Annotated in this window: 14 protein-coding genes; all 14 read right to left on the bottom strand. The window is 44.7% G+C overall.

All coding sequences use genetic code 11. The features are described 5' to 3' along the window. Positions 1-9: 9 nt before the first annotated feature. Positions 10-420 carry a Holliday junction resolvase RuvX gene (ruvX, locus tag IPJ67_01305; GenBank protein ID QQR77769.1) on the bottom strand — a complete coding sequence of 137 codons (411 nt, stop codon included), beginning with the start codon at positions 418-420 and terminating at the stop codon, positions 10-12. A gap of 24 nt (positions 421-444) precedes the next feature. Next, positions 445-798, bottom strand: coding sequence for a GFA family protein (locus tag IPJ67_01300; protein QQR77768.1), 354 nt, complete (start codon positions 796-798; stop codon positions 445-447). 62 nt (positions 799-860) lie between these two features. After that, positions 861-2141, bottom strand: a complete 1281-nt coding sequence (dcm, locus tag IPJ67_01295) for a DNA (cytosine-5-)-methyltransferase (GenBank protein ID QQR77767.1) — start codon at positions 2139-2141, stop codon at positions 861-863. Positions 2142-2214: 73 nt separating this feature from the next. Beyond that, positions 2215-3600, bottom strand: a complete 1386-nt coding sequence (locus tag IPJ67_01290; GenBank protein QQR77766.1) for a hypothetical protein — start codon at positions 3598-3600, stop codon at positions 2215-2217. 3 nt (positions 3601-3603) lie between these two features. Beyond that, entirely contained in the window at positions 3604-4266 is a 663-nt protein-coding gene (gene radC, locus IPJ67_01285) for a DNA repair protein RadC (protein QQR77765.1), read from the bottom strand. Positions 4267-4503: 237 nt separating this feature from the next. Beyond that, on the bottom strand, positions 4504-4719 hold the full coding sequence (locus tag IPJ67_01280; protein ID QQR77764.1) for a hypothetical protein: 216 nt from the start codon (positions 4717-4719) through the stop codon (positions 4504-4506). 134 nt (positions 4720-4853) lie between these two features. Further along, positions 4854-6761 carry a CHAP domain-containing protein gene (locus tag IPJ67_01275; GenBank protein ID QQR77763.1) on the bottom strand — a complete coding sequence of 636 codons (1908 nt, stop codon included), beginning with the start codon at positions 6759-6761 and terminating at the stop codon, positions 4854-4856. Positions 6762-6912: 151 nt separating this feature from the next. Next, positions 6913-7746: a hypothetical protein gene (locus tag IPJ67_01270; GenBank protein QQR77762.1), complete on the bottom strand. Its 834-nt coding sequence runs from the start codon at positions 7744-7746 to the stop codon at positions 6913-6915. A 168-nt stretch (positions 7747-7914) separates the two neighbouring features. Next, positions 7915-8382: a hypothetical protein gene (locus IPJ67_01265; GenBank protein QQR77761.1), complete on the bottom strand. Its 468-nt coding sequence runs from the start codon at positions 8380-8382 to the stop codon at positions 7915-7917. Positions 8383-8711: 329 nt separating this feature from the next. Further along, positions 8712-9221 (bottom strand): hypothetical protein, encoded by a 510-nt coding sequence (locus tag IPJ67_01260; protein QQR77760.1) that lies wholly within the window; start codon positions 9219-9221, stop codon positions 8712-8714. 20 nt (positions 9222-9241) lie between these two features. Continuing rightward, entirely contained in the window at positions 9242-10192 is a 951-nt protein-coding gene (locus tag IPJ67_01255; GenBank protein QQR77759.1) for a hypothetical protein, read from the bottom strand. 218 nt (positions 10193-10410) lie between these two features. Beyond that, complete coding sequence (gene map / locus IPJ67_01250; protein QQR77758.1) at positions 10411-11181, bottom strand: type I methionyl aminopeptidase; 771 nt, start codon at positions 11179-11181, stop codon at positions 10411-10413. Between the two features lie 122 nt (positions 11182-11303). Then, entirely contained in the window at positions 11304-11969 is a 666-nt protein-coding gene (locus IPJ67_01245; protein QQR77757.1) for a nucleoside monophosphate kinase, read from the bottom strand. A gap of 24 nt (positions 11970-11993) precedes the next feature. Then, on the bottom strand, positions 11994-13274 hold the full coding sequence (gene secY, locus IPJ67_01240; protein QQR77756.1) for a preprotein translocase subunit SecY: 1281 nt from the start codon (positions 13272-13274) through the stop codon (positions 11994-11996). Between the last annotated feature and the right edge of the window lie 2 nt (positions 13275-13276).

The following is a 13276-nucleotide window of genomic DNA, read 5'->3' as shown; positions in this document are numbered from 1 at the left end:
TCCAGTGTATCACAATTTCCCCTTCCCCGCGAGGAAGCTCTCGAGGATGATACGAGCGGCTTCGCGGTCGTCTTGGGCGTCGAGGTGTCCACGAACGCCACGGGCGATGAGTTCGGCGCGCGCCATTTTGGTCGTGAACATTTCATTTTCATAGTGAACAGGAAGGTGGAAACGGTCGGCAATTAATTTACCCAGCTTTTCCCCACCATACTCGACTTGCTCGCGATTCACATGAGACGGAATGCCGATGACGACTTCCCGTACCAGGCGCGCCTCGACAATCTCTCCAAGTGCATCGAGGAGTCGGGCATCATTCGGAAGTGTCGCAAGGGCAAATGCCATCCGCGTCTCCGAATCCGCAATTGCTATTCCCACCTTCTTCTCTCCCCAATCAATACCGAGAAAGGAAAATGTCTCCATAAAGATGCTGTGTCATTCTCAATTTTACAACGACTTTCCGTCGAATTTCTTCACCGTCAGAGAGTCGACATCCATATTATCCACGCACCGCACATTGATAGCTACCGTCTCCACACCGTCTGTCCCCAAACCATACGCAAATGATTCAATCCCGCAGGTCTTACAAAAAAGATGTGCGATACTCTTGTCGCCGAAGCGATACTCTGTCAGATTGTCTTCTCCCGAGAGGAGCGTGAATTGCGCCTTGGGGAGAAAGGTCAAAAGCCACCCCGCCTTCTCACATCGCGAACAATTGCACGAGAGCACCTCCTTGATATCCTCCACCTCCATCTCAAACCGCACCACCCCACACTGACACCCACCCGTATATTTTTTCATAAGTTTTTTTGTTAAAATTTTCCCATAAATGCTCTCGCCCACTTATATAGTGTGTTTCATCTTTATTCTTTTTCAATAGCTTTTCGAAGAGACTTCCCAAGCTCTCTAATGACACCAACAACAAGTGCGTTTCCCATAATAAACGCTCGCTTCACATCAGAAACTTCCAGTCCTTCCCCCATAAACCGCGTGTGATTATCAGGAAACATATTGAGCCTCTCAAGTTCTATTGGCATCAATCGGCGGAGTCTCCCAGAGTTTGTTCTAATAACATGCTTAAACCTCGATGCGGAACGTCCTCCTTCACCAGTTACGATTGTACGTGATGGTTTCTCTAATGAGTCAGGGAAAATCATCGACCCTTCCGAATAATGGTATACATGCCCAGTCTTTGTCTCTCGTCGTTCTTTTTTTCCTGCCTTCAAATACTCCCATTCCTTTATCTCATTATCATCTACAAAAAAGACATCTGGAATCTTCTTCTCGTCAGTCTCAATTATATCTCCAAGAATAATCTTATGCTTCGACTGCTTTGGAATCGTCTTCAATGTATAGACTTTTCGATTAATCATCAGCCCGGAATTCTCAAACGGACTTTTCGCTGGACCTCCGACTGAAAAATTCTTTGTCACCTCAGCAAAATCTCCTTCAATAAGAAATTCACGGGCACTATTAGTAGATTTCTCAACAGGAAATGCCTTTGCTATAACGCCATTACTTTGCAACCAATCTGACTTCATTTTCTCAGAATTCACTGTTGTATACAGGTTTGTACCCTTTTTATACCCAAGAATAAAAACGCGTCTTCTCCTCTGCGGAAATCCATATTCTGCCGCATTTATAATCCGCCATTCAACTGCATAACCAAGGTCAGCAAGAGAAGAAAGCATGACTGCGAAATCGCGTCCACGCTGTGATGCTGGCGATTTCAACAACCGATCAACATTCTCCAACATAAGAAATCGAGGAGCTTTTTTCCCCTTCTTCTTCAGAATATCAAATATCGACCACCAAAGAACTCCCTTCTTTCCTTTCAAGCCTTCAGCTCGACTCAATGTCCTTGCAACGGAATAATCCTGACACGGGAAACCTCCAACAAGCAAATCATGGTCTACTATTTCTTCAAATTTTTTCTCGACTACTTGTCGTATATCTTCACATGAGTGACCTTTAGATCCAAACTTGTGAACATAAATACCGGAAGCGTGCTGCATCTTAGCGTCAGGTTCCCACTGGCTACTCCAGACAACCTCATATTTGCAATCTTTTCTACTTGCAGCATCAAGACCAAGACGAAATCCTCCAACTCCAGCAAACAATTCAACAATTCGTATCTTCTTCATACCAAGAAAGGTAGTTAAACGCCACAACAACAATGGTAGCAGAGTACTGAAAATTGATCAACTACGGCTTAGATTAGTCATCCTCTACCACTCTTCGTATATAATTTGCATTCAACCAAAAACATCGCTTTACTTCACGCGTTCCTTGTGGCGTTTCAAGAGTATCCGTCAAATCCTTCCCATGTGGTCTTACGTGCGCAATGGCACTCTCGCTCATTTTTGGTAAATCTCCATAGTGCCCTTCCCTCACACATTCAACAGCTTTCTCCCACACACGCTTTGCTTCAGTCATATCTTTCATTGGGAAATTCCAAAACTTAATTTTTTTAAGAACGATTTCACTACTTCCCACAATCTTCTGGAAGACTATGAAAAGAAATCTCCTTGTTTCAAGTGCCAAATGAAAGTCCGTCATAGTTCCATCCTCTTCATTCTCCCATTCCTGTATGACAAGTTCATTATAATCAAAGGCTGGAAATGATATGGATTCCCTGAGAGAACCCGTGTGTTCAAGAGTTACCACTCTAAGCGTGACATTCGCTTTCTCAAGCTCTTCAATCCTATTTGAAGATACCCCGAGCATCTTATTTACGAGTATCCTTCTATAATTTTTCGCTTTCGTCGCTCCCTTCCAACCAATCTCCTGAATAATCTCCTTGTCAGTCTTTCCGATGTAAGGTCTCAATTTTTCCTTAAAAGCATCATCAACACTTTCAATTCGCCGCGTCTTCTTAAAAATAGAATCCGTCTCAATATCCTTTCCGAGAAGCTCCTTCTGGATAATATAGTTTAAATACTGTTGCTTGAGAGAGAATGCTCGAGGTTTAGCTGGAATTCGATTGTTCGGCTGTTCGCGGACAATCTGGCTATTCGCAGCTTTCGTACACGCTCCGAGATAATACGTATCACCTTCAGATAGAAGATGCGCCTCTCCCCGTCTTATCTTCGCAACTATATACTCCCAATCTTTACGTATCTGAAAGATATCAACATCCGATATATCTTCAAGTAAATTCATCAAGTAAACAAATTTGAATTTATAATCAAGAAGACTCTGCTCCTTCATCCATAAATAGAATAGTATAAGAAGAACTCTATTCTTCTTAAGGAAAGAGCTTGTTTCCCACGTCTCCTGAACAATTTCATCGTAATTAATCAGGGAGAAAACAAGACGCTCCTTTGAGATATACACCTTTGTAGGATGGCTCTTAAGTGGATTTGTTTTTAATTCGACTCCCGCTATCTTGAAATCAGCTTCTGAATTATTGTTTACACTGAGACCAAATACAAACTCTTCAACGAGTCCGCCAAGAAATCCCTTCCGATTTGTACCATAGGAGTTAAGACGCTTTTCAACTGCATCAATATCATCTTTAGACATCAAACTCCGCAGGGATTGATTCAATATCTTCCTCGCTTCATTGATAACTGCCTCCTTCGTTTGGTATTTCTTTTGCATAAGTCAATCAATAGCGATAACTTTCCACCCCGCCGTTGCCACAATTATATGATCAATTACTCGTATATCTAGAACTTTACCCGCCCTGAACAATCGCTTTGTTACCTCAATATCTTCAAATGACGGCTCAAGACTCCCTGATGGATGATTATGAGCGACAATAATTCCCGCAGCAAGACAATCTACAGCTGGCTTAAACACCTCTCTTGGATGAACGAGACTAGCATTTAGCGTTCCTATAGAGATAAGCTCTTTATGCACGAGTTGATTTCGAGCATTCAAATACAATGCAATGAAATGCTCTTTCTTAGCCGTCCGCAACTCCTGGAGCTGAGCAACAGCGTCTCTTGCCGAATCAATTATCGGGAGACTATTATCTTCAACCGCCAAGGCACGTTTCGTCAACTCAAACGCCGCCAACAAGAGACAGGCTTTTGCCTGTCCAATACCTTTCACTTCCGACAATTTCCCATAATCAAGAGCTAGTAGCTTCTTCTTTGGATATCTCGCCAATATTTCTTCAGACACCCTTACAACGTTCTTTCCCGTAATTCCAGTTCCAAGGAGGATAGCCATTAATTCACTATCGCGAAGATTTCCTACCCCCCTTTCAATGAGCTTTTCTCTCGGCTGCTCGTGTTTTGGAAGATTTTTAATTCTCGGCATACTCTTATTATACAGAAAGCTCTACTTTCCCTTAGAAAGAGGGCAATCGATTCACTACATTAACATTTCTCATCTATAGTTTCCTTACATTTTCTTGAATTTACAAGTCTCCGCTTCAGCACTCTCCCTATCCTACTCCCCTTTCCCTCCCCGTTCAAGCCAAAAACCAAATCAAAAACCCACCACCTTCCGGCAATGGGTTTTGTTGAATTGTGAATTGAAAGAACTTTCCAGCGACTACCTGGAAACCGACCACAGGTCATGAACCGTGTTGCTGTCACTGTCCGTTTTGCTATTGATGTCATAGTACAGCTTCACACAGGTTCCATCTGCTTTTGCCGACACGATAGCATCGTACCAAAGAGCGACAGACGTTTCCGTCGGCCAGTCATAATCGGGATTGGCACTGAGCGCATGATTTGAAGCAACTCCCGATACGCCCCAAATCCGCATAACCGAGTGCCCATTTATCTCGATCTGGCTGTAGCTATCCGGGCAATACGACGTTTCAGCCGATAGAGCCGAGTAAGCAATGAGTCCACTGAAGAAAATCAGCAGAACCATTTGCGCTAATGTTAGCTTCACTTTCATCTCCTACTCCTCTCACGCCTGTGTTTGTTGAGTATCATAAGGACTGCCGGATTCACATGTTTGTTTACCGGGTGGCTGCTCTCAATGGTGACGACATCCCCTGAAGTGCAGGTTGTCATCCCTTCGATACACGCCGTCAACACCCATGGACCGAGCTTGGTAAACGAAACGCCCGAAAGCGTCCCAGTGGCATTTCCCCCTTCGGGTACTGCGCCGACTTGGAATGTCCCCAGGGAGATATTCTCTACCCCATGAGGAGCCGATGAAATGAATACTTCGCCAGTCATGGGAGACGAGATGCCTCCGGTATTTCCGATACTGATGGAAATGTCCGGACGCTCGTCGGTGAAGACGTGGCGGGTGCCGTTTGCGAGAACTACTCCGTTTATCGACAAAATCGGAGAAACGGGCGCAGTCACATTGACCAGAAGTATCCTGCAATTGTCCGATTCGTTCGTCTCGACGATATCGTCCGTAAAGTCAGCGCACGCTTTGATTTCGTGGACACCGGCCGTTGCAATACCTCCGTGGATGGGGATTTCTTCCGCTTTGCTCATCCCTCCTTTCATGTTTTCGCGACGGATTTGGTTTTGTCCCACCAGTTCTCCGTCTACGAAATAGCCGATATAGACATAGTCGGGTCCGAAGTTTTCTCCCAGATTGGTTGTGGTTGAAGAAATATTGAAAGGCTGATTGATTACGGGGTTTCCGACAATGCCAGTAAGACTGATTGCCATCGTCGCAAGATTCGGATCACTTACCACGTCAAAACGATATTCGTCATGGCAGTTGTCTCCTTCATCAGATTCCGCAATCTTTTTGTCGCCGTCATTGCCATCCGTATCTGCACAGGCAGTGATATTGAACTTTCCCGGATATTCGAAAGCGGGAATGATTTGATAGACTCGACGGGATTGTCCCGCCGACAAATCAGTCATGCTCTCGTGTCCCAGGTTGTCGGGATCGTGATCACGATAGTTTCCTTTGGACAAGTAGCAGCGATTCGCCCAGGTGCCCCAAGCTCCGGCTTCTCCGGTATTCTTGACCTGGATGTTGCAGTAGCTTCGTTCTCCGATATGGATTTGGGAAAGATGCGGGCTGTCCCTATCGGCTTCTTTCACCAGATACAGTTCGTGAACGATGAGATTGGGGAGGTCGCCCGGGTGTTTGCCTCCGGTGATGGGAGGGGGAATGGAAGTCTCAAGATGATCGGTTGAAATCACTTGCTTAGCGCAGGAACTAATCGTTCCAGTAGCATAGACAGGAGAAATTAAGAAATCCAGGGCTGATGACTGACTGTCATAGCACGACGTCGAACAAATACTCCAATCTGCGGGTTGGCTCATATGAGCCACACTATCTTCAATACCCCATGCGGTCGCATTTTCACAAGAGCGGTCAACACCATTCTTAGTGAGCCAGCAGATATACTGAGTTGCACTCACTTGAGAACATTCAGTGGCAGGGAAACCAAGGTTGGCGTCTTTGGAGTAGATGAAACCGAGAACCGGATAGGATCCGGAGCCGTATACAGAAACGCTCGTCCAGTTTCCTCCAGAGAGGTCTTTGACAGAAACACTTCTATAAATTCTGTCATCCGTCGCTCCGTTTGGCGCCCAGTTTGCATGATTCACAGCGATTTCACTGCTACTCGCAATACTCGCAATAATAGCGACGTGACCAGCGGCACTCTTACCCCACGAATCGAACACTATTACAGCACCAACCATGGGAACATGCCCTGTGGAATAGCCTTTCCCATTGGCGGCACCATACCAATTTTTGGCATATCCTGTACCAAAAAAATCGCTATAGCCATTGTCATAGGCAAAAGCAACGCACTGGCAACCGCCAGGGATGCCCTCATGACAATATTGCGCGTGAGCATTCGTCCATGCAAACATTGCAAATAAGAAAACGATTATGAATCTCGCCTTCATCAAAGTCACCTCATTTTCAGGTTGTTAAAGATCTATCCATACTTGAAATACACTGCGGACAAATTCCTTGTCCGCAAAGAATCTTTTTGTAAAAGATTCTTTGCGAAAACAGAATCTACTGAAATGAGAAAGTATTTATTAGATGCTCAAATGCATTGCTCACAATATTGCTATAGTTTGCATTTTCCTGATAGATAACAAGAACCTTTTCTATATTTTTTAGTGGCACAAAGATCTTTCTCGTGCCAGCAAAGCCATACTCGGTAGTTTTATCACCTATAAACGATAGGGCATTCTTACTACCAAGCGTAGTATTACTCATTGTTCCTCTAGAAGAAACATCTGAGGATATACTCATATCCTTAACATCGAAATCATAGTAACGTTTAGAATCCTGTTCTGATAGAAGATAAAAATCTATTTGTCCACCATTTAACCCTGAGTATATTACACAACCGTCGGAAATAGAGGCGTTTGGAAAACCAACCGAAAACTTGTCTTTTTTATCTTTATATAAGGTAAGCATCTCTTCGAAAGTAATTTTCTTGAACTTTTCTTGAAAAAATCCCGTGTAGGATGACTCCTTTGATGATGAAAATATTCCTTGCTGTTCAAAGTAGGAACTTTTCATTTTTTCATCATAGAAACAACTAGTACTAAGGAATTCTCGCAACTCCCCCTCATTCATTGTCACTTCCCCTGAATTCCGCGTCTCGACAAGCCACTTATCGGGAACCTCGAAAGAAAAGGTCAACTCTCCGTTACTCACCATCACCTTCTTGTACGGTCCTTCGAGGTCTTGGACACCCGTAATCTTGTCGCGTGAAAGCACCTTGTTGTACTTGGCAAAGTCGGCATCAGAAACCTGTTGCATCGCCGCTTGTTTTGCCACTTCCTCTTGGTCTGCTTTTTCCAAAGCCATTCTTTCAAATTTTTCCTTCGCAACCAAAAACACCCCACCGAGAGTGACAATGAGGACGAAAAAGGTGGCAAGAATGAGCGTCTTTTTTGACATAGAAGCATTGAAACAGGTTTATGGCTTAGTGTCAAGTTGCGTATCATTGCACTGTCAACAAGTTCCATGAATCCATGGTACCAGGAGAAACGGTTTGATTCTCTACTCGTTTCCAAACTTTTGAAAACGCGATGAAGAAACAAAAAGAACCTGCTGGTTCGTGTCTTCGCGCTGGTTGTGCTTTTCAATCACAACCGTTGCGGAGAGATTGGGGGCGGAACTGCTTGTTCCTGCCGAGACCAAACTTGGGAGGTTGGACGGTGGAGGAGGTGGAGTGGTGGATTCGGGGTCGGCGGGTGGAAGGGAAACAAGACCATCATACCAGAGAACAACATCTGAAAATCCAATACCGCCAGCAGTAAACGCCCACGCCCTCAAGCCAAGACAAATGGCAACGGTATTATCCCAATCCGTAAGAGATGCTGATACTTCAATCACACCATGTGGCATTGTTGACTTCCAGACATCAATGGCAGTATCCCCAAGAAACGTCACCCCATAGATATATATCTTTTTGGGATCAAACGAACTTCCGGTTATTCTTCGAAAAATCGATACATCGAAGAACATGATTCTGTCATTTGTGTCATTGGGGTCACCGCAAGCCGCTGGACCATTAGGCACAGATATCGCAGTCTTGATCGTCCCGTATACAAGCGGCCTTTCGCCATACCAAACACTTTCCGCCAAAGACGAACTCCTTTCAGAACCAACAGCGTGTTCCATCCAAAGACAGAAAAAACATACAAATAGCAAAACCACAAACTTGACATTCATCACTTTTCCTCCAACTAAAATTCAGATTGTCAATGTGCACTTGGAGCAGAATACTTCGGTGCTCCACACAAATTTTCATGAAAATTTGTGTGGAAAATCGAATGCCTTCTTACAAAACACTATCAAACATTTTTGCTTCTCATGAAAGATATCCCAAGAAAAAATCGAACAATACGAGAAAAAATATAACCAGAAAAAAACGGGATCAAAAAAACAATAATGCTTGAGGTAATCCCAATCAAAATCGAATTTGGAAGAAATGTCCATATATCATCAAAAGAAAAAGACGCAACAACCACAAAAACAAAAAGCAAACAAGACGACCATAGTATAGGGAGAGCATGGCTTATGAATGAAAAACGACCAATGACATACAATCTTTTATCAGAAAAAAATCCGTAAATGGTGCCCCATAAAAACACCAGAGAACATCCAAAATACAAAACAGCTATTATTGTAGCATCACCAACCTCATCATGAACATTGAAAAAGTTCGCATACATGTTCGCAGGTACAACAATGATCGAGTTCAGCAAAAATCCTCGAAGAAAAGCTGACACAAGAGAGTAGTCAGATATAAGTCTAATCGTAAAAACTGGTCGAAATAAAATTGATTTCCATTTGCTTTCCATAAATCAGATTTCTATTTAATTTACTCGAACGTGAGAGTGTCTATGAGACGTTTAAACCCATCTTCGAACTCGCCTTCAGCATAGGCTTCTTTCCATATCCTAAGAACCTTGTTATTGCCAAGATCAATCGTTTCCGCAAACCCATGCATTTCTCCCTTGTCTATGATAACATTCCTGTTTTCGTCTCTTTTCGCCCTCTTTTCGATATTCTCTCTATATTCAAGGTAGTCTTTTTGAAGACACTCCGTGTCATAACAGAAAGAAGTAATGCCCCTAATATACTTATACTGAGAATCCAAAACTTTATCGAGAATGTAAAAATGCACCTGATCCCATCCGGTATCTGTGTACCAAATTTTATTGTCGGGTGTTACAGTTGCATTTGGAAATCCAGGAGAAAATTCACTTTTCGCATCAAGATATCGTTTCTGCATATCCTTATACGAGATGCTTTTAAGCGTATTCCAATCCATACCAGAATAGTCGGAGTACGGTTTCCCACAAAACTTCTCAATCGTCATTTTTCCGTTTGCATCATAAACATCTTCGTTGGTGCAAACCTCTTCTGATCGGATATCCCCGTCATAATTCGTTCCCAAAAACTCCCGCAACTCCCCCTCATTCATTGTCACTTCCCCTGAATTCCGCGTCTCGACAAGCCACTTATCGGGGACCTCGAAAGAAAAGGTCAACTCTCCGTTACTCACCGTCACCTTCTTGTACGGTCCTTCGAGGTCTTGGACACCCGTAATCTTGTCGCGTGAAAGCACCTTGTTGTACTTGGCAAAGTCGGCATCAGAAACCTGAACATCTTGCGGTTTCTCCACCGTTTGCACCGGCTGTTCCGAGGCTACAGATGGCCCTTTCGGAGCATTCCAAACACCCTTCTGACCACGAAACACAAGCCACCCGCCGAAAAGAGCGACGAGCAAAACCATCAAAATAGAGAGAATGAGGGATTTCTGGTTCATGAGGGTTCAAGAGAAGTATACTTGAAAATATACTGTAATTATATTTTTGTCAATATCTGTACCATTGTGAAATCAATGTTTATAATTACCGATCATTACAGAGTCATCTTCGCAAGCAACTCCATCTCCATATCCAATCTCCAAACTTCTTACAAAAAACCGTCTCCGCAGAGACGGTTTGTCACAATGCCGAAAAGAACATATTGCTAGGTGAGAGATTATTTCCCACTTCTTGTTACGACTTCGATGCCTTGGTCAGTAATAATAACCGTGTCCTCGAAATGAGCACTAAGACTGCCATCTTCGGTTGCGAAGACCCAGCCGTCTTTGCCGAGACACACTTCGTATCCGCCGACATTTACCATTGGCTCGAAAGCGACCGCCATGCCAACGCGGAAGATTGCATCCTTCATGCCAACGAAATAATAATTTGGAATCTGCGGAGGTTCATGGAGATCAAAACCAACGCCATGCCCTACCAAATCGCGCACGACCGAAAAGCCATTCTCCTCAACATGCTTTTGTACCGCCTTGGCATAATCAGACAGTCGCCCGCCAATTCGCACGGCGCTAATTCCTCGCAACAGGCTCTCTTCGGTGACACGCACGAGGCGTACCGCCTCATCGGAAACTTCGCCGACGGCAAATGTCCGCGCCATATCGGACACCATCCCATTAAAGCGCAGTCCCATGTCTATTTTTACCAAATCGCCATCCTGAACAAGGCGGTTTTTCCGAGGAATGCCATGCACCACTTCATCATTGATTGAGGTACAAATTGTCGCTGGAAACGGTTTCCCATATTCCTCGCCGTACCCTTTGAAAACTGGTGCGCTTTCGAGTTGATGGATTTTTTGTTCGGCAATTTCATCCAATTCCGCCGTAGAAACGCCCGGGCGAATCGCTGCTGCGACTGCCTGCATTACTTTCTCGAGACGCCTGCCGCTTTCTCGAAGTGCGTCCATTTGCTCGTTGTTTTTGAGTTGCATAGCACGTATACATCTTTAGGCGACATGCTTCCGAAAGGCGTAGCTTTCCAAAATTTTCTTATGAGAATACTCTGAAAAAAACCGTTCTGTCTTTCAATTTCATTGTGTCACAAAAGAGCGAACTAAAGGTTTGACATGATACGTTTTCGTATATCACCAAAAATTGTAATGGGATCTTGCGTGCCATCAACCTCAAGCAGCGTGCCCTCCTTGCGGTAGTGTTCTACAACTGGAAGCGTATTCGAGGAAAATACCTGGAATCGTTTTCGCACACCCTCTTCTGTATCATCCTTTCTCCGTGAAAGTGGCAGAGCACATGAAGGACAGAGAGCGTTTCCTTCCGAGAAATCTACTCCCGACACAAACGACTGATTGCACTGCGAACACATCCATCTGCGAGAAATCCGCCGCACCGATTCTTCTTCCGAGAGAGCAACATACACAGCAAGATTCACTCGTCGTTCGAATGTCTTGAGTATAGCATCGATAATTTCAATCTGTGTTTCACAACGAGGAGCACCATCAACAATCACCAATCGATTCGGAGGCACCGAGGCAAGTGCACCCGAGAGTACTTCTTCGACAATATCATCCGGAACAAGCTCCTTTCGGCGATTCATAATATCTGCAACTCGCGCGCCAAGAGGCGTGTTCATTTCAGCGGTCTTCCGAAGTGCGAGACCGATATCAACATGCACCGCCTCCATCTCTCGCACCAAAAAATCTGCCTGCGTGCTCTTCCCACTTCCCGGAGGTCCTAGCAAAATAGCCGTAAATAATGTGTTCATGTAAAAAGTAAAAAGAAAAGAATCTCAAAATCCCTCATAGCTTCGCATAGCAAGCTGGCTCTGCACATGCTTGACCATCTCAAGTACCACAGATACAACAATAAGAATACTGATACCACCAATTGTGAGCGACTGTACACCAGTCAAACCGCGTACCACAACCGGAAGCACAGCGACCGTCCCCAAGAACACCGCTCCAACCAGCGTCACATGCCCCAAAACTTTTGCCAAATATTCCACGGTTGGCGTCCCTGGGCGTATACCCGGCACATAGCCACCCTGTTTCTGCAGATTCTCGGCAATTTTCGTCGGATCAAAAATAACCGCGGTATAGAAATAGGTGAAGACAACGACAAGTGAGAAATAGAATATCCCGTAGAACCACTGATTCTGAAAGAGGAAATAAGCCTTCGACGCCAGACTCGCCACAGTCGGATTCGTCGCTGTTTTCATGAGATACCCAGCGACGACATTTGGCAAAATAATGAGTGAAACCGCGAAAATTATCGGGATTACCCCTGCTTGATTGACGCGCAACGGAAGATGTGTCGATGTGCCCGCCGCGGCAATGCCCCCCCGAATACGCTTGGCATAGGAAATCGGAATGGTACGCTGTGCCTCATTGACAAACACAATGCCCGCCACCATGAGGAGCGCCACTATTGCAAAGACGATATTATTGAAAAAATCATCAGGACTCTGCCCGAACGTATCGAGAAAACGCGCGAGCACTCCCGGGATGCCCGCCATGATGCCCGCAAAAATCATAATCGAGACACCATTCCCAAGTCCCTTTTCGGTAATCAGCTCGCCAAGCCACATAAGCAGAATCGTACCAGCTGTCGCAATAATCACCATCGCGGTCGTATCGAAGGCAGTGATTTGTCCCAAAACACCCTGCGACCGAAGCAACGATATCATGCTAAAGGTCTGAATAACGGCGAGCGGGATCGTCAGCCATCGCGTCACCATGTTGAATTTCTGTCGCCCAGCTTCGCCCTCCTCCTTGTAAATCCGCTCAAGACGAGGTACGACCGTCGTCAAAAGCTGCATAATAATAGACGCCGTAATATACGGCGCCACTCCCAAGAGCACGATAGAAACACTCGAAATCCCTCCACCAGCAAAGACATTCAAAAGTCCAAGAAACTGATTTTGATCAAAAAACCGCTGGAGCTGCAAAACATCAACACCGGGCAACGGCACAACTGCCGCTATCCGATACACTACCAGCGCTCCAAAAATAAATAGGATTTTGTTTCGTATTTCCTTCTCGGAAAAAATACGAATGAGTGCTGCATACATAA

The organism is Candidatus Moraniibacteriota bacterium, from assembly GCA_016699385.1.
Taxonomy (GTDB): domain Bacteria; phylum Patescibacteriota; class Minisyncoccia; order Moranbacterales; family UBA1568.
The sequence above is the reverse complement of the archived record's forward strand: the minus strand, read 5'-3'. Positions and strand labels throughout refer to the sequence as shown.

Excerpts from the sequence above, each read along its gene's own strand:
- ruvX (QQR77769.1), bottom strand. The coding sequence starts at position 420 with ATGGAGACATTTTCCTTTCTCGGTATTGATTGGGGAGAGAAGAAGGTG.
- radC (QQR77765.1), bottom strand. The coding sequence starts at position 4,266 with ATGCCGAGAATTAAAAATCTTCCAAAACACGAGCAGCCGAGAGAAAAG.
- IPJ67_01260 (QQR77760.1), bottom strand. The coding sequence starts at position 9,221 with ATGGAAAGCAAATGGAAATCAATTTTATTTCGACCAGTTTTTACGATT.
- IPJ67_01245 (QQR77757.1), bottom strand. The coding sequence starts at position 11,969 with ATGAACACATTATTTACGGCTATTTTGCTAGGACCTCCGGGAAGTGGG.
- IPJ67_01275 (QQR77763.1), bottom strand. The coding sequence starts at position 6,761 with ATGTTTGCATGGACGAATGCTCACGCGCAATATTGTCATGAGGGCATC.
- secY (QQR77756.1), bottom strand. The coding sequence starts at position 13,274 with ATGTATGCAGCACTCATTCGTATTTTTTCCGAGAAGGAAATACGAAAC.
- IPJ67_01300 (QQR77768.1), bottom strand. The coding sequence starts at position 798 with ATGAAAAAATATACGGGTGGGTGTCAGTGTGGGGTGGTGCGGTTTGAG.
- map (QQR77758.1), bottom strand. The coding sequence starts at position 11,181 with ATGCAACTCAAAAACAACGAGCAAATGGACGCACTTCGAGAAAGCGGC.
- IPJ67_01290 (QQR77766.1), bottom strand. The coding sequence starts at position 3,600 with ATGCAAAAGAAATACCAAACGAAGGAGGCAGTTATCAATGAAGCGAGG.
- IPJ67_01280 (QQR77764.1), bottom strand. The coding sequence starts at position 4,719 with ATGCGGATTTGGGGCGTATCGGGAGTTGCTTCAAATCATGCGCTCAGT.
- IPJ67_01255 (QQR77759.1), bottom strand. The coding sequence starts at position 10,192 with ATGAACCAGAAATCCCTCATTCTCTCTATTTTGATGGTTTTGCTCGTC.
- IPJ67_01265 (QQR77761.1), bottom strand. The coding sequence starts at position 8,382 with ATGTTCTTCGATGTATCGATTTTTCGAAGAATAACCGGAAGTTCGTTT.
- dcm (QQR77767.1), bottom strand. The coding sequence starts at position 2,141 with ATGAAGAAGATACGAATTGTTGAATTGTTTGCTGGAGTTGGAGGATTT.